General features: G+C 75.7%; 17 protein-coding genes. 11 read left to right on the top strand and 6 right to left on the bottom strand.

Annotation, left to right across the window (positions count from 1 at the left end):
- Positions 1 to 25 precede the first annotated feature (25 nt).
- On the bottom strand, positions 26 to 1,333 hold the full coding sequence (locus tag LWC35_RS29725; protein WP_232873593.1) for a serine/threonine-protein kinase: 1,308 nt from the start codon (positions 1,331 to 1,333) through the stop codon (positions 26 to 28).
- Positions 1,334 to 2,375: 1,042 nt separating this feature from the next.
- On the opposite strand from LWC35_RS29725, the gene LWC35_RS29720 reads away from it, so the two are divergent.
- From LWC35_RS29720 to LWC35_RS29700, 5 genes are all read left to right on the top strand, one after another.
- On the top strand, positions 2,376 to 2,747 hold the full coding sequence (locus LWC35_RS29720; RefSeq protein ID WP_232873592.1) for a hypothetical protein: 372 nt from the start codon (positions 2,376 to 2,378) through the stop codon (positions 2,745 to 2,747).
- A gap of 180 nt (positions 2,748 to 2,927) precedes the next feature.
- Positions 2,928 to 4,091, top strand: a complete 1,164-nt coding sequence (gene hemW / locus LWC35_RS29715; RefSeq protein ID WP_232873591.1) for a radical SAM family heme chaperone HemW — start codon at positions 2,928 to 2,930, stop codon at positions 4,089 to 4,091.
- Between the two features lie 112 nt (positions 4,092 to 4,203).
- The gene (locus tag LWC35_RS29710; protein ID WP_232873590.1) at positions 4,204 to 5,001 is read left to right on the top strand and encodes an esterase/lipase family protein; all 798 of its coding nucleotides are present in this window, start codon (positions 4,204 to 4,206) and stop codon (positions 4,999 to 5,001) included.
- Between the two features lie 155 nt (positions 5,002 to 5,156).
- Entirely contained in the window at positions 5,157 to 6,395 is a 1,239-nt protein-coding gene (locus LWC35_RS29705; RefSeq protein WP_232873589.1) for a PP2C family protein-serine/threonine phosphatase, read from the top strand.
- The gene (locus LWC35_RS29700) at positions 6,392 to 6,799 is read left to right on the top strand and encodes an ATP-binding protein (protein WP_232873588.1); all 408 of its coding nucleotides are present in this window, start codon (positions 6,392 to 6,394) and stop codon (positions 6,797 to 6,799) included. Before LWC35_RS29705 ends, LWC35_RS29700 begins: the two co-directional genes overlap by 4 nt.
- A gap of 34 nt (positions 6,800 to 6,833) precedes the next feature.
- On the opposite strand, the gene LWC35_RS29695 is transcribed toward LWC35_RS29700, so the two are convergent.
- The gene (locus LWC35_RS29695) at positions 6,834 to 7,166 is read right to left on the bottom strand and encodes an STAS domain-containing protein (protein WP_232873587.1); all 333 of its coding nucleotides are present in this window, start codon (positions 7,164 to 7,166) and stop codon (positions 6,834 to 6,836) included.
- Positions 7,163 to 9,202, bottom strand: a complete 2,040-nt coding sequence (locus tag LWC35_RS29690) for a glycosyltransferase family 2 protein (protein WP_232873586.1) — start codon at positions 9,200 to 9,202, stop codon at positions 7,163 to 7,165. Before LWC35_RS29690 ends, LWC35_RS29695 begins: the two co-directional genes overlap by 4 nt.
- A gap of 42 nt (positions 9,203 to 9,244) precedes the next feature.
- Here LWC35_RS29690 and LWC35_RS29685 point away from each other — a divergent pair, with 42 nt between their 5' ends.
- Complete coding sequence (locus LWC35_RS29685; protein WP_232873585.1) at positions 9,245 to 10,258, top strand: glycoside hydrolase family 26 protein; 1,014 nt, start codon at positions 9,245 to 9,247, stop codon at positions 10,256 to 10,258.
- A gap of 11 nt (positions 10,259 to 10,269) precedes the next feature.
- Here LWC35_RS29685 and LWC35_RS29680 read toward each other — a convergent pair whose 3' ends face one another.
- Genes LWC35_RS29680 through LWC35_RS29670 form a run of 3 tightly spaced genes read right to left on the bottom strand, consistent with a single transcriptional unit; the run spans position 10,270 to position 13,126 of the window.
- Positions 10,270 to 11,100 carry an ABC transporter permease gene (locus LWC35_RS29680; RefSeq protein ID WP_232873584.1) on the bottom strand — a complete coding sequence of 277 codons (831 nt, stop codon included), beginning with the start codon at positions 11,098 to 11,100 and terminating at the stop codon, positions 10,270 to 10,272.
- Positions 11,097 to 12,032: an ABC transporter ATP-binding protein gene (locus tag LWC35_RS29675; protein WP_443690211.1), complete on the bottom strand. Its 936-nt coding sequence runs from the start codon at positions 12,030 to 12,032 to the stop codon at positions 11,097 to 11,099. Before LWC35_RS29675 ends, LWC35_RS29680 begins: the two co-directional genes overlap by 4 nt.
- Entirely contained in the window at positions 12,032 to 13,126 is a 1,095-nt protein-coding gene (locus tag LWC35_RS29670; RefSeq protein WP_232873582.1) for a hypothetical protein, read from the bottom strand. The genes LWC35_RS29675 and LWC35_RS29670 overlap by 1 nt, the downstream gene beginning before the upstream one ends.
- A 579-nt stretch (positions 13,127 to 13,705) precedes the next feature.
- Between LWC35_RS29670 and hrcA the strand changes: the two genes are divergently transcribed.
- The 5 genes from hrcA (at position 13,706) to LWC35_RS29645 (ending at position 19,302) form a co-directional block, all read left to right on the top strand.
- Positions 13,706 to 14,725 carry a heat-inducible transcriptional repressor HrcA gene (gene hrcA / locus LWC35_RS29665; protein WP_232873581.1) on the top strand — a complete coding sequence of 340 codons (1,020 nt, stop codon included), beginning with the start codon at positions 13,706 to 13,708 and terminating at the stop codon, positions 14,723 to 14,725.
- Positions 14,726 to 14,795: 70 nt separating this feature from the next.
- Positions 14,796 to 15,956, top strand: a complete 1,161-nt coding sequence (dnaJ, locus tag LWC35_RS29660; protein WP_232873624.1) for a molecular chaperone DnaJ — start codon at positions 14,796 to 14,798, stop codon at positions 15,954 to 15,956.
- A gap of 7 nt (positions 15,957 to 15,963) precedes the next feature.
- Positions 15,964 to 16,728: a 16S rRNA (uracil(1498)-N(3))-methyltransferase gene (locus LWC35_RS29655; RefSeq protein ID WP_232873580.1), complete on the top strand. Its 765-nt coding sequence runs from the start codon at positions 15,964 to 15,966 to the stop codon at positions 16,726 to 16,728.
- A gap of 170 nt (positions 16,729 to 16,898) precedes the next feature.
- Entirely contained in the window at positions 16,899 to 17,672 is a 774-nt protein-coding gene (locus tag LWC35_RS29650; RefSeq protein ID WP_232873579.1) for a cyclase family protein, read from the top strand.
- A 7-nt stretch (positions 17,673 to 17,679) separates the two neighbouring features.
- Complete coding sequence (locus LWC35_RS29645) at positions 17,680 to 19,302, top strand: thiamine pyrophosphate-binding protein (RefSeq protein ID WP_232873578.1); 1,623 nt, start codon at positions 17,680 to 17,682, stop codon at positions 19,300 to 19,302.
- Positions 19,303 to 19,425 lie beyond the last annotated feature (123 nt).

Raw genomic sequence — 19,425 nt, 5'->3', positions numbered from 1 at the left:
GGAGGGGATTCACAGGCGGCGGGGGTCAGTCCCGGCCCCGGCCGTTCCCGTTGCCCTTCCCGTTGCCCTTCCCGTTCCCGTTGCCGTTCTCGTTCCCGTTGCCGCCCCGGCCGCCCTTGCCGCCGTCCTCGTCGTCCTGGTCGTCGCCCAGGTCGAACTCGTCGTCCCCGTCGTCGTCGCGCAGGACGACGCGGGGTGCGCGGGTCGGCGCGGGCGGCGCCGTCGCGGGCGTGGCCTGCTCGAGCGCGGCCCCGGCCGCGGTCGCGAGGTGCGGGACCGCCTGCAGGGTCGCCCCGGGCGGGGCGGCCGGCGCGGGGGCGGGGACGACGGCGGTCGGGGTGGCCGGTGCCGGGCCCGAGAGCAGGGTCGTGCCGAGGACGACGAGCCCGCCGGTCGCGACGACACCCCCGGCGAGGGCGGTCGCCAGCCGGCGCCGCGGCGTGATCCGGGCCGGCGAGCGGTGCCGCGGCGCCGGCGGGACCGACAGCGGGGCGGTGCGCGGGCGGACGGCGATCTCGCCCAGCCGCTCGCCGACCTCCGCGGCGCCCGGCCGGGCCTCGGCCTCGTCGGCGGTCATGGCGAACAACAACGTCCGCAGCGCGGGCGCGAGGTGCGGCGGCACGTCGGGGCGCCGGTGGATGCGCGCGACCGCCGACTCCAGCGCGGCGCCGGCGTACTCGCGCCGTCCGGTGAGGGCCTCCAGCAGGACCAGGCCGAGGGCGTAGACGTCGGCGGGCGGGCCGACCTCGTGCCCGCGGACCTGCTCGGGGGCCATGTAGGCGGGGGTGCCGACGGCGAGCCCGGTCGTGGTGACGCGGGTGGCGTCGAGCAGCCGGGCGACACCCAGGTCCGCGAGGAACGCGCGGCCGCCGCGGTCGAGCAGCACGTTGGCGGGCTTGACGTCGCGGTGCACCACCCCCAGCGCGTGCAGGTGTGCGAGAGCGTCGGCGATCACCGTGCCGATCGCGACCACGCGCTCGTGGGACACGGGGCCGAGCTCGACCAGGTCGGCGAGCGAGCCGCCGTCGACGAGCTGCATGACGACGTAGCCGCGGCCGCCGTCCACGGCACCGGCGCCGTCGATCCCGCTGTCCAGGACCTCGACCAGGGCGGGATGGCGCGGGACCTCGTCGAGCCCGCGGACGCCGAGCCGGCGCACGTCGATCCCGGGGTGCAGCACCTTCACCGCGACCGCCCGGCCGGTCCGCAGGTCCGTCGCCCGGTGGACGTGCGCGGTGCCGCCCACGCCGATCAGCTCGTCGAGCCGGTAGCGCTCGCCGAGCACGCCGTGGCCCGCGGCCGTGCCCGTGCCCGGGTCCGTCCCGATCTCCATGCCGTGTGGGACCTCCGTCTTCCGCCGTCGCGGCGGCGGCCGCGCGGTGGACACCTTGGTACCCCATCCGGATCGGCCCGACCCGCACGCGCCCGCGGGGAAGATCGACGGCGGCCGAACGGCGGAGACGATCTCTCAGGTTCCGGTTCGGGGTCGCGCGCGGGCGCCCGCGGCGGAATGATCCACGGGGTTCGGGACGCCGCGTGGCGGGCTCCCGGACGCGGGCGGAAGGAGGGCCATGGCTCCGCGGCACGGACGGGCGCGCGGGCGCATCCCCGCGGCGGACCTGCTGCGGGGGAACCGCCGGCCCCCGCGACCGGGGCGGCGCGGGCTGCTCGCCGCGCTCGCGGCCGTCGGGGTGCTCGGGGTGGGTGGCGCGGCGACCTGGGCCGCGGTCACCACCGGCGACCCCGGCGGGCGCTCGGAGGTCGCGCTCCCGACCGTGACGTCCACGCCGCCACCGGGGCGGGGTGACACCGGGTCGGTCTCCGGGACGCCCGGGTCCGGGGGCCCGGGCGGATCCGCGGGGCCGGACGGGTCGGCGGGCTCCGGGTCGGCGGGCTCCGGGACGTCGGGGGCCGGGGGATCGGGTGCTGCGGACTCGGATGCTGCGGGTTCGGGTGCTGCGGGTTCGGGTGCTGCGGGTTCGGGTGCTGCGGGTTCGGGTGCTGCGGGAACGGGCGGCGGCAGCTCGGGCGCTGCGGGGTCCGGCGCCGGTGACGGGGGTGTGTCCTCCGGTCCGTCGGGTGGTGCGAGCTCGGGCGGATCCGGCTCGGGCGGTTCGGGGTCGGGCGCGGGGGGAGCGGCGCCACCGGCGGGTGCGGGAGGCCCCGTTCCCGGAGGCCCCGTTCCCGGAGGCCCCGTTCCTGCTCCCGCCCCTGCTGGTCCCGCTCCTGTCGCCCCGGCCCCGGCCCCGGCTCCTGGTGTTCCCGCCCCAGCTGCTCCTGTCGCCCCGGCCCCGGTTGCTCGGCCTCCGGGCGGTCCCGCGCTCGCGCCGCCACCTGCCGTGGCCGCTCCACCACCGGCCGACACGGACCCGGGCGTGACCCCGCCCGGAGACCGTCGCGTGGCGCCCGACCCGGACGATCCAGCGATCGCCGACCCGGACGACCCGGAGGACGATCTCGCCGCCGATCGCGCCGAACGCCGCGCCGACGAGGCGGAGCGCCGGGCGGAGCGGGCGGCCGACGAGGCGGAGCGCCGGGTCGAGCTCCGCGCCGGCCGGGCGGAGCGCCGCGCCGACCAGGAGAAGCTCCGGGCCGAGCGGAGTGCCGCGCAGGCGGAACGGCAGGCGGACCTGCAGGCCGCCCAGGAGGAACCGGCGGCCAACCTGGCCGAGTCGCACGACCCGTCGGGCAGCGGGGCGTGGGACCTCGAGGACGAGACCGTCGGCGGCCGGCACCGGGCACCGTGAGCGCGTCGGGCCGCGGGACGGGCTCGGCGCCCGAACCGCCCGAGCGCGATCGCCGGAGGGGGAGGGCACACCGCGCCGGGCGCGGAATCCGCTCCACTCCAGGCGATCACGCCGCCCCGCCGTGACGAACGACCGCGCCGCGAGCGCCGGCACCGTTCCGCGAGTCCGTACCGTGGAGTCGTGAGCAGGACGCCGTTCGGGATCTACGTGCACGTGCCCTTCTGTGCGTCGCGCTGCGGCTACTGCGACTTCAACACCTACACCGCCTCTGAGCTCGCGGGCTCCGGCTCCTCACCGGACGGCTGGCTCGACGCGGTCCGCCGCGAGCTCGCCCTGGCCCGCCGAACCGTCGGCGACCGGGTCGTCGACACGGTCTTCGTGGGCGGGGGCACGCCGTCGCTGATCGGTGCCGCGCGCCTCGGTGCCGTGCTCGACGCGATCCGCCAGGAGTTCGGGCTCGCCCCGGGCGCCGAGGTCACGACCGAGTCCAACCCGGAGTCGACGTCGCCGGAGTTCTTCGGCGACCTCGTCGAGGCGGGGTTCACCCGCGTCTCGCTCGGCATGCAGTCCGCGGCGCCGCACGTCCTGCAGGTTCTGGAGCGCCGGCACACGCCGGGCCGGGCCGTCGAGGCGGCGCGGGAGGCCGCGGCGGCCGGGATCGCGCACGTCAACCTCGACCTGATCTACGCGACACCCGGCGAGACCACGGACGACCTCCGCGCCTCGGTCGAGGCGGTGCTCGCGGCGGACGTCGACCACGTCTCGGCGTACTCGCTGATCGTCGAGGACGGCACCGCCCTGGCGCGCCGGGTCGCCCGGGGGGAGCTGCCCGCCCCGGACGACGACGTCGCCGCCGAGCGCTACGAGATCGTCGACGACCTCCTCGCCGCCGCCGGCCTGCACTGGTACGAGGTGTCGAACTGGGCCCGCACACCCGAGGCGGAGTGCCGGCACAACCTCGGCTACTGGCTCGACGGCGACTGGTGGGGCGTCGGCCCGGGCGCCCACTCGCACCTCGCCGGCCGGCGGTGGTGGAACGTCAAGCACCCGGCCCGCTACGCCGCGGCCGTCGCGGAGGGCTCGCCGGAGGCCGACCACGAGGTGCTGACGGCGGAGGACCGGCACACCGAGCGCGTCATGCTGCGGCTGCGCCTGGCCACGGGCCTGGACCTCGCGCTGCTCGACGGGCCCGCCCGCCGCGAGGCCGCCCGCGCCGCCGCCGACGGCCTGCTTGACCCCGCGGCCCTCGACCGCGGCCGCGCGGTCCTCACCCGCCCCGGCCGCCTGCTCGCCGACCGCGTGGTGCAGGACCTGCTGCTCGCGAGCGAGAGCACCCTCGCATGAGGGTGCCGGCGCGGTCGCTCGCACACCGTCCCCCCACCTCGCGCACCGGCCCGCGCGGCGCTGCGGCGCAGCGGAGGTGTGTGCGGGCGGCGATTCCGGCGTCCGTGCGGCGGTGAGCCCGCGGCGGAAGGCGCTGGTCGCCGTCCTCACCGTGCTGGTGCTGGTGCTGGTGGTGGCGGTGGTCGTCGGGGTGCGGGTGGCGAGCTCGTCGCGACCCGGCGCCGACACCGAGGCCCGCCCCGCCCAGGACCGCCCCGGCCCGGTGCTGCTCGTCCCCGGCTACGGCGGCAGCCGCGACTCCCTGCTCCGGCTGGCCGCGCAGATCCAGGCCACGGGCCGCGACGCGCGGGTCCTCACCCTCGTCGGCGACGGCACCGGTGACCTGTCCTCCCAGGTCCGGGTGCTCGACGACGCCGCCGCCGCGGCCCTCGCGGCCGGCGCCCCGTCCGTCGACGTCGTCGGCTACAGCGCCGGCGGGGTCGTCGCCGGCCTCTGGATCGCCCGCGACGACGGTGCCGCCAAGGCCCGCCGGGTCGTCACCCTGGGCTCGCCCCTGAACGGGACGACGCTCGCCGCCGTCGCGGCCTCGCAGGCCCCCGACGCCTGCCCGACCGCCTGCCGCCAGCTCGCGCCGGGGTCCGCGGAGCTCGCCGAGCTCGCACGGGCCCGGGTCGGCAGCGCCCTGCCCTGGCTCTCGGTGTGGACCGGGAACGACGAGACCTCCACCCCGCCCGACACCGCGAACCTCCGCGGCGCGGTCAACGTGCCGGTGCAGCAGGTCTGCCCGGGCGTCCGCGTGACCCACTCGGGCCTGCCGACCGACCCGACCGTGAGCGGCCTCGTTCTGCGGGGGATCGCCACCGGGCCGATCGACCTCGCCGGCGCCGGCTGCGGCACCCCCACCCCCTGAGCTCCGGGCCCGGCCGCATCCGCCCAGCTCCGGGCGATGCCCGCAGCTCCTCTCCGGGGGTGCGGCGCGGCCCTTTCCCTCCTTCCGCCGGCCCGCGTTCGGCCCGGCGCTGCGGTAGGGTCCGCCGGACGGACGATCAGGGAGGTACGGCCGGCATGACCGGGGGGATCGTCGGTGCCGAGCATGCCGGGGGTGGGGGAGACACCGGGGGAACAGGGGTCGCCGAGGGGCGGGCCCACGCCCTGGAGGCGCTCGGGATCGGCGTGAGCGAGCGCGAGGAGCGCTTCGACCGGATCACCCGGCTGGCCCGCCGCCTGTTCGGGGTGGAGATCGCCGCCGTGACCCTGCTCGACGAGGACACGCAGTGGGTGAAGTCGGAGAGCGGCTACCCGCAGGCCGAACCCGTGCCGCTCGACGACTCCATGTGCCGGGTCACGCTCGGCGATCCCGCCGCGCGGACCGTGGTGGAGGATGCCCGCTCCGACCCGCGCTTCGCTCGCAACCGCTTCGTCGTCGGCGAGCCGGGCGTGCGGTTCTACGCCGGCGAGGCGCTCACCACCTCCTCCGGCACCCGCGTGGGCACGCTGTGTCTGTTCGACTCCCGCCCGCGCACGCTCACCGCGGGCGACCTCGAGGTGCTGCACGAGCTCGCCGCCTGGGCCGAGGCGGAGCTGCAGCGCTCGGTGGAGATGGAGCGCGCCGCCGAGGTGCAGCGGGCGTTGCTTCCCGGCAGCGGCACGCTGACGGTGGACGGCTACGAGATCGTGGGGTGCTGCGTCCCGGCGCGCGCGGTGGGGGGCGACCTCATGGACTGGTACCGGCTGCCGCCGGACGACGACGGGGAGGCCGATGTCGTCCTGACCCTCGGCGACGTCATGGGCAAGGGGATCGGGGCCGCGCTGCTGATGGCGACGGTGCGCTCCGCCCTCCGCACCGCCGGGCGGCGGGCGGGTCCGGCCGAGGCGGTCCGGCAGGCCGCGTCGGCTCTCGAGCCGGACCTGGAGGGGACGGGCACGCTGGTCACCCTGTGCCAGGCCCGGCTGAACCCGCGCAGCGGTGTGCTGCGCTGGGCGGACGCGGGGCACGGTCTGATGGTGCTGGTCCGCGCCGACGGGACCGTCCTGCGGCCGGGGACGGGCGGCGGCCTCCCGCTCGGCGTGCTGCCCGACGACCGCTGGTCCGAGGAGTGCGTCGCCCTCGGCCCCGGCGACCTCGTCGTCGCGTTCAGCGACGGCGTGCTCGATCTCTTCCCCACGACCGAGGGCGCGTTCGCGGAGGTGGCCCCGCTCGCCGCCGCCGATCCAGCGGGGTTCGTGGCGGCGCTGGAGGGCCGCGCCCGGGCGGCCGCCGCACCGGACGACGTGACCTGTGTGGTCGTCCGGAGGTGCCGGTGATCACCCGCACCCTGCGCCACCCGGGGACACCCGCGTGCCTCGACGTCGTGCAGGACGCGCTCGCCGCGCTTTGGGAGGAGGCGCCCGAGGTCGTCGACGGGGACCGCATGTCGTTCGAGATCGCGCTGGTGGAGATCGTCGGCAACCTCGTGGAGCACGCCCGCAGGCCGGACGGGCGGCCCGTCGACGTGCGCATGCACATCGCCGTGCACGGGGACCGCCTGGAAGCCCGCATGGAGGACGACGGCGCTCCGGCCGGCGTCGACCCGACGGCGACGGCCCTGCCCACGGACGAGCTGGCCGAGAGCGGCCGTGGCCTCGCACTCGCCGCCGCGGTCGCGGACCTCGAGCACGTCCGGCGCACGGCCGGGAACGTCTGGACCGTCGTCCGCCGCCGGACGTGACGGCGGGGGCGAAGCCGTTCGGCCTCGGCTCCGCTCAGCCGCCGAGGGCGCCCCGTACCGTGGCCGCCGGCCGGAGCACGCGGTCGAGGTTGGTGAGCTCCAGGACGGTCCGCACCTGCGCGCCCGGACGGGCGATCCGCAGGTCGCCGCCGGCCTGCCGACAGGTCTTCAGCCCGGAGACGAGCGCGCCGAGCCCGGACGAGTCGATGAACTCGGTGGCTTCCAGATCCACCACCACGTGGGTGTGCCCGCTCTCCACGGTCTCGGTGACCAGGCTGCGCAGCGCTGCCGTCGAGGTCATCGTCAGCCGGCCCTGCGGCCGGATCACCGCTGTCCGGGTGTCGATCTGCTCGGTCGCGAAGTTCATAGCGTCTCGGCCACTTTCTGCTCCTCGGACTCGGGGCCGGTGTAGGTCGCCGCCGAGATCACCACCGACAGGATCACCAGGTCGAACAGGACCCAGAAGAGGTTCACGACCAGGCTCAGCAGGTCGAAGTCCGCCACCCCCAGCAGGTACCGCAGGGTGCCGGTGACGGCGGACAGCGCGAGCAGTGCCATCGCGGTGAGCTGCGGCCACACGAGTCGCCAGGGCGGGCGGGCCCGCGCCTGCTTGGTCTTGGGGGTGACGACGAACCCGAGCGGCCGTCCGAAGCACACGTTGGCGAAGGCCGTCCAGGTAGCGCGGATCCACAGCGGGAACAGGGCCAGGCTGTACTGGGTGCCGCGCCAGGTGCGCTTGCCGTAACCGATCACCAGGAACAACAGCTGGTTGAACACCAGGTACGGGATGAGCCTGAGCAGGAAGTCGGGGCCGTAGCTGACCACCGGCCGGATGTCGAAGCACAGGAAGACCACCGGGGCCACGAGGTACACGACGGCGAAGAACCCGCTGAGGTAGCTCCACATCGTGGCGAAGTACATCAGCCGTTGGCCCCAGGCCAGTCCCCTCTGGACCAGCGGGTTCTCCTTGAGCATCACCTGCAGCGTGCCCTGCGCCCAGCGCAGCCGCTGGTGCAGCATCGTGCCGAGGTCCTCCGGCGCCAGGCCCGTGGCGAGGATCTCGTGGTGGTAGACGCTGCGCCAGCCCATGCCGTGCAGGCGCATCGCGGTGGCCATGTCCTCGGTGACCGACAGCGTGGCCATCGGCATGATCGGCTGCGCCTCGTCGGCCCGGCTGACGTCGACGGCGTCGACCAGGGCCCGCACCGAGGACAGGGCGTTCAGCGGCGACATCTCCCGCGTCGACAGCCGGGCCAGCGCCTCCTCGTCGAGTACCGCCGGCGCGATCTGCCCGTCCCCGCCGGGCTCGCCTCCGGAGGACCCGGCCGGCCCGAGCTCGCCGAGCTCCTCGAGATCCCGGGCCAGCGCGGCCACGTCGGCGTGGACCACCCCGCGTGAGGCCTCGTCCACGCGTTGCCGGAAGCGGTAGGTGACCTCGGAGAAGGACGAGCGCGGGGCGCCCAGCTCCCGGCGCGCCTGCCGCACCGCCTCCGAGACCTCGTCCAGGGCCACCCGGACCTGGGGTCCCTGGCCGGCTGCCTCCCGGCGTGCCGTCGACAGCAGCGAGGCCGAGGTCCGGAGGACCTGGCGGAGGCTGCGCTCCACCTGCCTGACGTACTCGGCCAGGCCGAGCTGCATCAGCGCCTCGCGCCGGAGCACCGCGTTGGACCCGCAGAAGAAGGCCGCGTTCCAGCCGTCCTTGCCCTTCTGGATGGGTCCGTAGAACAGCGGGGCCTGGCTGCCGAGCGGATCGGAGGCGGTGACGTTGGTGAAGAACTGCGGCGTCTGCACCAGCGCGACCTCGGGGTCGCGGAACCAGCCGAGGGTCCGGTCCAGGATCTCCGGCTCCGGGATCTGGTCCGCGTCGAGGATCATGAGGAACTCGCCGTCGGTCTGCATGAGGGCGTTGTTCAGGTTCCCGGCCTTGGCGTGCCGGGGCATGTTCTCCCAGCTGGGGTCCCGGGTGAGATACCCGATGCCCGCCTCCTCGGCCGCGGCGCGCATCTCGGGCCGGGCGCCGTCGTCGAGCACCCAGGTGCGGTGGGGGAAGCGGATGCCGCGGGCGGCCCGGGCCGTGGTCATCACCATGTCGATCGGCTCGTTGTAGGTGGTGATGAACACGTCCACGGTGGCGTCCGGGGACGGCGACGGCGGCTCGCCCCGCTCCTTCATCCGCCACATCGTGATGCCGAACAGGAAGGCGTCGACCAGGCTGTAGGTCTCGGCGATCACCAGCGGGAGCGCGATCCACCAGACCGACCAGTTGACGGATTCGAGCCAGCGCCAGACGAGGTAGTTCACCCCCAACGACAGGGTGAGGACGACCAGGACCCGAACGAACGCGCGGTTCGCCGCCTTGGGCCTACGGTGCCGGTGCCGCTCGGGGTACCGGGCTGCGTTCATCGGCGCACCCCTGCTCCTGCGCGGGGGGACCGGGGAACGTTCATGACCGGGAAGGATAAGGAGATGACCGGTGATCGGCAGGTCGGCACGCACGGACGGCACGCGGTGCGGTTCCTTCGCGGAGGCCTCGTCGCGGTGAGCGCCGGTCTCCTCGGGCTGTTCCTGCTCGCCGCGGCCGCCCCCGCGCCCGTACCGCTCGCCGTCGGCGTCGCCGCCGGGGACCGCAGCGCGGTCACCGAGTTCACCCGGGCCGCGGGCGTTCGGCCCGCTCTCGAGGAGTGGTACTCGAGCTGGGCCGGCGCGCGGGCCTTCGACGCCGCCCGCGCCGACGCCGCGGTGGCGGGCGGAGCACTGCCGGTGCTGACGTGGGAACCCTGGGCGCCCGGCGGCGGGCTGGTCCAACCGGACTACGCACCCGCCCGTATCGCGGCCGGGGATCACGACGGGTACATCGCCGACTTCGCCCGGCAGATCAGGCAGTGGGGCGGGAGAATCGCGGTGCGGTTCGCGCACGAGGCCGACGCGCCGCACTATCCGTGGAGCGTCGGCGTCGGCGGCAACACGGCCGCCGACGTGGTGGCCGCATGGCGGCACGTGCACGCGGTGTTCCGGGCCCAGGGCGCCGACGTGATCTGGGTGTGGTGCGTCAACGTCCACGCCCCGGGTTCGGCGGGATACGCGCCGCTCTACCCGGGCGACGACGTGGTCGACTGGATCGGGGTGGACGGCTACAACGGCGGGGACGCGCTGCCCTGGGGAGGATGGCGGGCCCCCGCGGAGGTGTTCGGCGCGAGCCTGGCCGACCTGCGGTCCCTCTCGGACAGGCCCGTCCTGATCACCGAGACGGCCAGTGCCGAGCAGGGCGGCGACAAGGCGGGATGGATCCGCGCCCTGTTCGCCCTGGCCGCGCAGGAGCGCATCCGCGGCCTGGTCTGGTTCTCCGAGGACAAGGAGGCGGACTGGCGGATCACCAGTTCACCGGCCGCTGCCGCCGCGTTCAGGGAGCAGGCGGTGGTCTCCGCCGCGCCGCCGATCCCACCGCGGTTCGGGAGGTGACGAGCGCGCCCTCAGGTCGTCACGTCCTTGGTACTGAAGTTGGCCCACGCGGCGCCGAAGGCGACCACGACGTACCCCAGCTGCACCAGCGCCCCTCCCCGGACGTTGGTCCAGAGGATCGGGTCGCGGAAGAGGTCGATCCACGCCAGCCAGTGCGAGGTCGGCAGGTAGGGCTCGATCGCCGAGGCGGCGTCGAGGGGCTGCAGCGCCGCGCTGGCCACCACGAACGCCAGCACCCCGAGGGTCGCGGCGAGCGGGGAGTCGGTGAGCGTCGAGAAGAACAGCCCAACGGCGCCGAGCGCGAGCATGCACAGGGCGAGGTACCCGACGGTCGTCGCGGTCCGGGCCACCACGTCGACCGGCGTGAGCTCGACACCCGACAACGACGGGATCGCGCCCGTGCCCCCGAGCGAGGCGTCGGGCCCGAAGCCGAAGGCCGCAACCCCCACGACGTACGACACCAGCGTCACGAACAGCACCGCGAGCAGCACGAACGCAGCCACGGAGATCAGCTTCGCCAGCAGCAGCCGCACGCGGCCGACCGGCCGCACCAGCAGGTAGCGCAACGTTCCGGCCGACGCCTCGCCCGCGACCGTGTCGCCGGCGACGATCGCCACCGTGATCGGCAGGAAGATCGGGATGACGAGGGCGAGCGCCGCCGCCGGGAAGATCTGCCCGTTGCTCGTCACCGCGGACAGGAAGGCGCCGCCGCGTCCGGGTGGCGGGGCGAGCCGGGTGGTCGCGAGGAGGATCGCGACGAGGGTCGGGAGCGTGCACAGCAGCACCCAGCACAACCAGACCCGGCGCCGGCGCAGCATCAGCCGCAGCTCGACGCCGATCACCGCGGTCCCTCCGGGCGCCGCCCGTGCGGCGACCGGTCCACCCGGTCGGTCCCGCTCCCGGTGAGCTCCAGCACCACCTGCTCCAGCGTCCGTCGTTCCTCGCTCAGGCCGGTCACCCGCACCCCGCCGGCGACCAGCCGGGCGTTGAGCGTGGCCGGCTCCACCCCGCGCACCGTGACCGTGTCGCCGCGCCGGTCGACGACCTGCCCGTCCAGCAGCCCGACGACGGCGTCGGGCTCGGGGGTGCGGACGAGCACCCGCCCCGTCGGCGTGCGCAACGCCGCGAGCTCGGAGTCGAGCGCGAGCCGCCCGGCGTCCATCACCCCCACGTGGGTGCACAGCGCCTCGACCTCGGTGAGCAGGTGCGAGGACAGCACGACGGTGGTGCCGGCCTCGTTCAGCGAGGTCAGCAGCGCGCGCATCTCCTGGATGCCGCGGGGGTCGAGGCCGTTGGTGGGCTCGTCGAGCAGCAGCAGCTCGGGCTCGCGCAGCAGGGCCGCGGCGATGCCGAGGCGCTGGCGCATCCCGAGCGAGTAGGCCCGCACCGGGCGCCGGTCGATCCCGCCGAGCCCGACCTGCTCCAGTACCGCGTCGACCCGTTTCCGGCGGTGGCGTGAGCGGCCCGGCCCCGCGGCGTCGAGCAGCCGCAGGTTCGCCCGCCCGGACAGGTGGCCCCACGCGGCCGGGCCCTCGACCAGCGCGCCGACCCGCGGCAGCACCACCCGCGCCCGGCGCGGCATCGGCTCGCCGAGCACCTCGATCGAGCCGGAGGTCGCGTGGACCAGCCCGAGCAACATCCGGACCAGCGTGGTCTTGCCGGAGCCGTTGGGGCCCAGAAGCCCGAACCGGACGCCCCGGGGCACCTCGAGCGTGACGTCCCGGACCGCCGTCACCCGACCGAACCGCTTGGTGAGCCCGCTCGTCGCGACGATCACGCCCGCCGCCCCGGCAGCTCGCGTACGGCCTGCTCCAGCACCGCGGGTGCGACGGTCCCGGCCAGTAGCACCCCGCCGCGCCGGATCCCGCCCCGCGCGACGACCGACAGCAGCGGCGTGCTGACCCGCGCGGCCCGCCCGACGGGGACGTCGACCGGGGTCCCGCCGGCCGCGGCGGCGCCGTCGATCACCCGGTCGGCGATCCCGCGTGAGGCCGGGACCAGGACGAACCCGGCCACGCCGGAGCCGTAGACGCCGACCCCGGGCAGCCCGGACCCGAGGGGGACGCGCGCGCGACCGGCGAGGCGCGCGGGCGGCTCGGCGGCGTCGAGCTGGCGGAGCGCCCCGGCGAGGTCGGCGGCCTCGGCGGTCACCGCCCCGGCGCCGGGCGGCACCGCCGGGGTGAGGGTGCGGTCGTCGGGGGCGTTCAGCGCGACCTCCAGGAACTCGGTGAACAGCAGGGGGCGGTCGTCGGTCCGCGCGGCCACCTCGACGCGCAGCGGGAGGCCCGACGCGGGGTCGCACCAGACGTCGATCCGGCCGACCGTGGTGTCCGGGTCGGCTGGCGCGATCCGGAACCCCGCCGCGGAGTACCCCGCGATCCGGCGCGGATCCAGGGACGTGACCGGATCGCCCCGGGTGAGCCCGACCAGCCGGCGGGCCAACTCGGACGGCACCAGGTCGGCGGCACGGGGGAGCCGGACCGGGGTCTCGCCCTCGACCGTCGTCAGCTGGTTCGCGCCGAAGTCCCAGAGGTACTCGCGCCCGTCCCGCCGGTAGGTGTCGCGCTCGCCGGCCGGGGTGAGCTCGTCGACCCGCCAGCGGTCCGGGCCCGCCACGTACGCCCGCAGCTGCGTGACGCCGGTGAACAGCGCCGTGACCTGCTCCAGCGCGGGGATCTCGGGCAGCCCGAGCCGGCCGGTGCTCTCGGCGTACCCGACGTGCGCCGGGATCCCGGCCAGCACACCGGCGCGCAGGGCCTCGGCGGGCTCGTCCGACCCGGCCGCCGGCAGGGTGACCGCGGCCGCGCCGACCACCGCCGCGGTGCCGGCGGCGACCAGCACCCAGCGTCGCGTCACCCGAGCAGCCATCCCGGTCCAGACTGCCAGCCGCGGGTGAAGCCCGCGTACACGCGGCCCACGACGGCCTCGCGCAGCGCTGCAGCGCGGGGGAGCGGGCGAGCACGCCCACCCCGACGACGATCAGGACGGCACAGCCGAGGGCACCGGCCGGCCGGGCGCCCGTCGCCGTCGTCTCGCCGAACAGCGACGACACCCCGGACGACCGCGACGACCGGGTTGGTCAGCGTGGGCCGCAGCAGCCGCGCCCGGACCCGCACGACTCGTGCGGATCGCTGGTCTCGTGCCGCGCCGAGCCGCGCCGGAGCACGTCGCCCGCCGCGGAGCAGCACGGCGAACCCCCGGGTCGGCGATGGTCTCGGCGATGGTCTCGGCGATGGTCTCGGCGATGGTCTCGGCGATGGTCTCGGCGATGGTCACGAGCGTCCCAGCCGTCGTCGGGGCGGGCGGCGGCCACGGGAAGGGGTTGAGCGGGGGAGGCGCAGAATCCTGAGCCGGGTCACACCTCGCGTCCGGGCGGCGGCGGGTCGGTTCCGCATAGACTGGACGAACGTCCGGTGACGTGTGCGGGTCAGCAGGGAGGTGTGTGCGGTGAACGCCGACGAACGCCGCTTCGCGGTCCTCCAGGCGATCGTGGCGGATTACGTGTCGACCCAGGAGCCCGTGGGGTCCAAGGCGATCGTGGACCGCCACAATCTCGGGGTCTCCAGTGCCACGGTCCGCAACGACATGGCCGCGCTGGAGGAGGAGGGGCTCATCGCCCAGCCGCACACCAGCGCGGGCCGCATCCCGACCGACAAGGGCTATCGGCTCTTCGTCGACCGGCTGGCGCAGGTCAAGCCGCTGTCGGCCGCCGAACGCAAGGCCGTCCAGACCTTCCTCGAGGGCGCACTCGACCTCGACGACGTGCTCCGCCGCAGCGTGCGGCTGCTCGCGCAGCTGACCCGGCAGGTCGCCGTCGTCCAGTACCCGACCCTGACCCGTTCCACGGTCCGCCACCTGGAGGTCGTCCAGCTCACGCCCGCGCGCCTGATGCTGGTCCTGATCACCGACTCCGGGCGGGTGGACCAGCGGATGGTCGACCTGGGCCAGGTCGTCACCGAGGAGGACACCTCCCGGCTGCGCGCCCTGCTCAACCAGGCCCTGGCCGGCCGGCGGCTGGCCGACGCGTCGGCGCGGGTCGCCGAGCTGCCGCAGTCGGCGCCGAACGAGCTCCGCGACGTCGTGCTCACGGTCTCCACCGTGCTGATCGAGACGCTGGTGGAGCACCCGGAGGAGCGCCTCGTCCTGGGCGGCACCGCGAACCTCACGCGCAACACCGCGGACTTCCCGGGGTCGCTGCGGCAGGTCCTCGAGGCGCTCGAGGAGCAGGTCGTGGTGCTGAAGCTGCTGGCCGCGGCGCAGGACCCGGGCCTGGTCACGGTGCGCATCGGCGAGGAGAACGAGTCGGCCGACCTGCACACGGCCTCGGTCGTGTCGATCGGCTACGGGCCGGGCACGGTCGTGGGCGGAATGGGCGTCGTCGGACCGACCCGGATGGACTATCCGGGCACGATGGCGGCGGTGCACGCCGTCGCCCGGTACGTGGGTGAGATCCTGGCAGGGCGCTAGGAGTCGCGGGACTCACCGAGCTGAGCTGAGCTGAGCTGTCGAGCACAGAAGGATCATGGGGACTTCGAGGGTGGCACGGGACTACTACGGCATCCTGGGCGTGGAGCCCGGCGCGGATGCCGCCGAACTGAAGCGGGCCTACCGCAAGCTGGCCCGGGAGCTGCACCCGGACGTCAACCCGGAACCGGGGGCGCAGGAGCGCTTCCGCGAGGTCAGCACGGCCTACGAGGTCCTCACGGACCCGGAGAAGCGGCGGATCGTCGACCTCGGCGGCGACCCGCTGGACAACGGCCGCGGCGGGGCCGGTGCGGGCGGGGGCGACCCGTTCAGCGCCTTCGGCTTCGGCGACATCATGGACGCGTTCTTCGGCGGTGCCGCGGGTGGCCGCACGCGGGGTCCGCGCAGCCGGGTGCAGCCCGGGGCGGACGCGCTCATCCGCATGCAGCTCACGCTGGAGGAGTGCGCGACCGGCGTGCAGCGCGAGCTGACCGTCGACACCGCGGTCCTCTGCTCGGAGTGCGGCGGCGACGGCTGCGCGCCGGGCACGACCCCGCAGACCTGCGACACCTGCGGCGGCCGCGGCGAGATCCAGAGCGTCCAGCGCTCCTTCCTCGGCCAGGTCGTCACCTCCCGCCCCTGCCCGACGTGCCGGGGCCTCGGCGAGGTCATCCCGGAGCCGTGCCGGCAGTGCGCGGGCGACGGGCGGGTGCGCTCGCGGCGCAGCGTCGGCGTCCGGATCCCGGCCGGCGTGGCCGACGGGATGCGCGTGCGGCTGGCGGGCCAGGGCGAGGTCGGCGCGGGTGGCGGCCCGGCCGGCGACCTGTACGTCGAGGTCGAGGAGATCCCGCACGAGGTCTTCCAGCGCGACGGCGCCGACCTGCACGTGCGGCTGCCGCTGCCGATGACCGCGGCCGCGCTCGGCGCCACGCTCCCGCTGCCGATGCTCGACGGCTCCACCGAGGACCTGCACGTCGAGCCGGGCACGCAGGGCGGCACCCTGCGCACGCTGCGCGGGAAGGGCATGCCGCGGCTGCGCTCCACCGGCCGGGTGGACGGGCACGGCGACCTGATCGTGCACGTCGACGTCACGGTCCCGACCAAGCTCGACAAGGAGCAGACCGAGCTGCTGCGGCAGCTGGCGAAGCTCCGCGGCGAGGAGCAGCCGGACCTGGCCGTCGGCGCCCGCAACGGGCACGGGCTGTTCGCCCGGCTGCGGGACTCGTTCCGGTAGGCCGTCGGTGAGCACCGCCCCGCTGTTCCTGGTCGGGGAGCTGCCGGCGGCCGGGACCGTCGTGCTCGACGGGCCGGAGGGCCGGCACGCCGCCGCGGTCAAGCGGATCCGGGTCGGCGAGGCCGTGCAGCTCGGCGACGGGCGTGGTGCCGTCGCCCGGGCCCATGCCGTCGCCGTCGCCAAGGACTCCGTGGAGTTCACGCTCGACGAGGTGGTGCACCACCCCGCGCCGGCCCCGCGGGTCGTGCTCGCGCAGGCGCTGGTGAAGGGCGACCGCGGCGAGCTGGCCGCGGAACTGGCCACCGAGGCGGGCGTCGACGCGATCCTGCCGTGGCGGGCGGCGCGCTGCGTCGCGCGCTGGGAGCAGGGGCCGCGCGGTGAGAAGGCGCTGGCCCGCTGGCGCTCGACGGTCCGCGAGGCCGCCAAGCAGGCCCGCCGCCCGTGGATCCCCGAGGTCGGCGACCCCGTCACCACCGCCGACCTGGTCGCGCGCGGTGGCCCTGCCCTGGTGCTGCACGAGAGCGCCGAGGTCGTGCTGTCGGCCGCCGACCTGCCGGCGACGGGGGAGGTGCTGCTCGTGGTCGGGCCGGAGGGCGGGGTCTCGGACGAGGAGCTGGCCGCGCTCACCGCCGCCGGGGCCCGTCCGGTTCGGTTGGGGCCGGAGGTGCTGCGCGCCTCGACCGCCGCGGCGGTGGCCCTCGGGGCGATCGGCGTGCTCACCGAGCGCTGGCGTGACCGGGGTTACGTGGCGCACACCGCACCGACTGCGTGACTACGCAAGGAGCTGGTCTAGGCTCGGGGCGCTCACCCACCCCCCTGGTGAGCACCGGTCCCGCAGCCCGCATCCCGGTGCCGCGGGAGCCGCCCCGCGAGGCGGCCGCGCCGCGACGATCCTCCCCCCGGTCGTCGCGGCGCGCCACGGGGACTCAGTAGGTTCCGACCATGCCCGTCCTGCAGGAGCTGCTCTCCGCCCTGGCCTCCCGGCGCGTCGAGGTCGTCGACCTCACCGCCCCGCTGCACTCCGGCACGCCGATCCTGCAGCTGCCGCCGCCGTTCGCGAACACGATCCCGTTCTCCCTGTCCGAGATCAGCCGCTACGACGAGCGCGGCCCGGCCTGGTACTGGAACGACATCCACACCGGTGAGCACAGCGGCACCCACTTCGACGCCCCCGTCCACTGGGTGACCGGGCGGGACGGCGAGGACGTCTCGCAGGTGCCCGCGGCCCGGCTGCTCGCCCCCGCCGCCGTGCTCGACTTCTCGGCCGAGTCGGCGGCCGACCCGGACTTCCTGCTGGAGATCGACCACGTCAAGACGTGGGAGGCCGAGCACGGCCCGCTGCCGGAGGGCGGCTGGCTGCTCTACCGGACCGGCTGGGACGCGCGCTCCGCCGACGCCGAGGCCTTCCTCAACGCCGACGAGAAGGGCCCGCACACCCCGGGCGTCTCGGTCGAGTGCGCCACCTGGCTGGCGGAGGAGGCCCCGATCATGGGGTTCGGCACCGAGACCGTGGGCACGGACGCCGGGGCCGCGCACTCGTTCGACCCGCCCTTCCCGTGCCACTCCTTCCTGCTGGGGGCGGGCAAGTACGGGCTCACCCAGCTGCAGAACCTCGCCGCGCTGCCGCCGACCGGGGCCGTGCTGCTCACCTCGCCGCTGCCGATCGTCGGCGGCTCGGGCTCGCCGGCGCGGGTGCTGGCGCTGGTGGAGCGCTGATCGCCCGGTGCTCGTCTCGGAACTGGTCGGGCGGACGCTCGCGGACCTCGGCGTCGGGCACGCGTTCGGGGTCGTCGGGAGCGGGAACTTCCACGTCACGAACGCGCTGCGGGAGGCCGGGGTGCCCTTCACCGCGACCCGGCACGAGGGCGGCGCGGCGACGATGGCCGACGCCTTCGCCCGCATGTCCGGCGTCCCCGCGGTGCTCAGCGTCCACCAGGGCTGCGGGCTGACCAACGGGCTGACCGGTGTCACGGAGGCCGCGAAGAGCCGGACCCCGCTCATCGTCCTCGCCGCCGACACCGCCGGGTCGGCCGTGCGCTCCAACTTCCGGATCGACCAGGACGCGCTGGTCACGGCCGTCGGCGCGATCGCCGAGCGGGTGCACTCGCCGGAGAGCGCGCTCGCCGACACCGTCCGGGCGTACCGGACGGCGGTCGAGCAGCGCCGCACGGTGGTGCTCAACCTGCCGCTCGACGTCCAGGCCGCGCCCGTCGAGCCCGCCCCGGTGCCCGTCCTCCCGCCGGTCGCGCCGCCGCGGGCGTCGGCCGAGGGGATCGCCGCCCTGGCCGAGCTGCTGGCCGGGGCGGAGCGGCCGGTCTTCGTCGCCGGCCGCGGGGCCCGCTCGGCCCGGGAGGAGCTGCGCGCCCTCGCCGAGGCGTCCGGCGCGCTGCTGGCCACCTCCGCGGTGGCCTCCGGGCTGTTCCACGACGACCCGTGGTCGCTCGGCATCTCCGGGGGGTTCGCCTCGCCGCTGACCGCCGAGCTGATCGCCGACGCCGACCTCGTCGTCGCGTGGGGGTGCGCGCTGACGATGTGGACCACCCGGCACGGCCGGCTGATCGGCGACGGGGCGCGGGTGGTCCAGGTGGACCTCGACGTCGACGCGCTCGGCGCCCACCGGTCCGTCGACCTCGGCCTGGTGGGCGACGTCGCCGCCACCGCCGCGGACCTGCTCGAGGCGGTGGCCCCGCGGACGGGCTACCGCACCCCCGGGGTCCGGGCGGCGATCGCCGGGCGCGCGCGCCTGCGGGACGTCCCGTACACCGACCTGACCGGGCCCGAGGGCATCGACCCGCGCACGCTGACGATCGCGCTCGACGACCTGCTCCCGGCCGAGCGGGTCGTCGCGGTCGACTCCGGCAACTTCATGGGCTACCCGGCCGCCTACCTGCAGGTTCCCGACGAGTTCGGGTTCTGCTTCACGCAGGGCTACCAGTCGGTCGGCCTCGGCCTGGCCACGGCGGTCGGCGCGGCGCTGGCCCGGCCGGACCGGCTGGCCGTCGCGGCGCTGGGCGACGGCGGGGCCCTGATGGGCGCCGCCGAGCTCGACACGGTGTCCCGGCTCGGGATCCCGATGGTCGTCGTGGTCTACGACGACCGGGCCTACGGGGCCGAGGTGCACCACTTCACCGGGGCCGACCACGCCACCGTCCGGTTCCCCGAGACCGACATCGCCGCGATCGGGCGGGGCTACGGCCTCGACGCGGTGACCGTCCGGACCCCGGGCGACCTCAAGGGCGTCGAGGACTGGCTGGCCGGCCCGCGGAGCCGGGCCCTGTTGGTCGACGCCAAGATCGCCTCCGACGGCGGGTCCTGGTGGCTGCAGGAGGCCTTCCGCGGGCACTAGGAGACTGCTGAAAAGCTCGGGTGTCGGACCGCGAGTTGATCTCGGGCCGCTGGGACGATGTCCGGGTGCAGGGACGGTCTGATCCGCAGCGTGAGCTGCTCGATGTTGAGTCCGTGGCCGGGC

It is taken from the genome of Pseudonocardia kujensis, from assembly GCF_021283305.1.
Taxonomy (GTDB): domain Bacteria; phylum Actinomycetota; class Actinomycetes; order Mycobacteriales; family Pseudonocardiaceae; genus Pseudonocardia; species Pseudonocardia kujensis.
This window is presented reverse-complemented; position numbering and strand designations above follow the sequence as displayed.